The sequence below is a fragment of the Corallococcus sp. AB030 genome (genome assembly GCF_003668965.1).
GTDB classification, from domain to species: domain Bacteria; phylum Myxococcota; class Myxococcia; order Myxococcales; family Myxococcaceae; genus Corallococcus; species Corallococcus exiguus.
In genome coordinates this window covers 1-1,188 of sequence record NZ_RAWQ01000456.1, presented here as the reverse complement: position 1 = coordinate 1,188, position 1,188 = coordinate 1, and the positions used below count along the sequence as shown (strand labels likewise).

At 72.5% G+C, this 1,188-nt stretch carries 1 protein-coding gene; it reads left to right on the top strand.

Going from position 1 to position 1,188, the window contains the following annotated elements; all coding sequences use genetic code 11:
- Positions 1 to 189: 189 nt before the first annotated feature.
- Positions 190 to 1,029: an Ig-like domain-containing protein gene (locus D7Y15_RS43540; RefSeq protein WP_120574851.1), complete on the top strand. Its 840-nt coding sequence runs from the start codon at positions 190 to 192 to the stop codon at positions 1,027 to 1,029.
- Positions 1,030 to 1,188 lie beyond the last annotated feature (159 nt).

Below are 1,188 nucleotides of genomic sequence, written 5' to 3'. Positions count from 1 at the left end.
GGGGGAGGCCCTGGCCGCGCAGGTGTTGGGGTCGATGGAGGCCCGGACCCCGCGACGTGGAAGTGGGCAGTAGTCGTCAGCAGGCGTGCAGGCGCGCGGACTTCGACGCGGGCGCTCGCGGTTTTCACGCCCTTTGAGTGCTCCACCGGTAGACTCGGCCCTTCCCCACCTGCCCCCGTGCCTGCCTTCGTGAAGACCTCACGCCCCATCTCCTTTTCCCTGTTGGGTTTCCTCGCGCTGGGTGTCCTCGGTGCGTGCGGACCGTCGCCCACGACCATCACCCTGGAGCAGCCCGAGCTGCGCTACCTGCGCACGCAGGGGCAGAACCTGCCGCTCAGCTACACGGTGTTGGACGCGGATGGGCGCAAGATGATGGACACGCGCCTGCGCTGGACCAGCTCCGCGCCGGAGGTGGCCTCCGTGCTGGAGGACGGCACGGTGGTGGCGCGCAAGTCCGGAAAGACCATCATCGGCGTGCAGGGCGGACGGGCGAAGGCGGCGCTGCCGCTGGACCTCACCATCCTCGCGTCGCTGGACGTGCGCGCGCCGGGCGCGGACTTCGTGGAGGTGGGGCGCACCCTCAAGGTGCGCGTGGTGGCGCGCAATGAAGCGGGCCACGTCATCCCCGACGCGGCGCCCGACTTCCGCTCCAGCAACGAGGCCGTGGCGCGCGTGGAGAGCGGCGAGCTCATCGCCGCGTCGGCCGGCGTGGCCACCGTCACCGCGACGCTGGGGCACCTGCACCGCGCCATCGCCGTGCAGGTGGTGCCGCCGGACTTCGCGCGCCTGGGGCTGAACCTCACCTCGTACACCTTCAAGAAGAAGGGCCAGTCGGTGATGGTCCAGGCGCGCGCGTACAACCGCAACGGCGTGGCGCTGGAGAAGGTGCCGCTGGAGTGGTTCAGCTCGAACGCCGCCGTGGTGACGGTGTCGCCCGAGGGCCGCGTGACGGCCGTGGGCAAGGGCCGCGCGGTGGTGTCGGTGGTGGCCGGCCGCCGCCGCACGGCCGCGGACTTCATCGTCGAGTAGCTCCGCCGTGTCGACGCCGGGCCCGCCGCACGGGAGCGGCGGACCCCGAGGCGACGGCCGCTACGGCTGCTTCTTGGGAGGCGCCGGGGACTTCGGCGCGGGGCGCTTGCCGCCCTTCTTCTTGGACGCGGCCTCCGCGTCATCCGGGCAGGGCGGGCG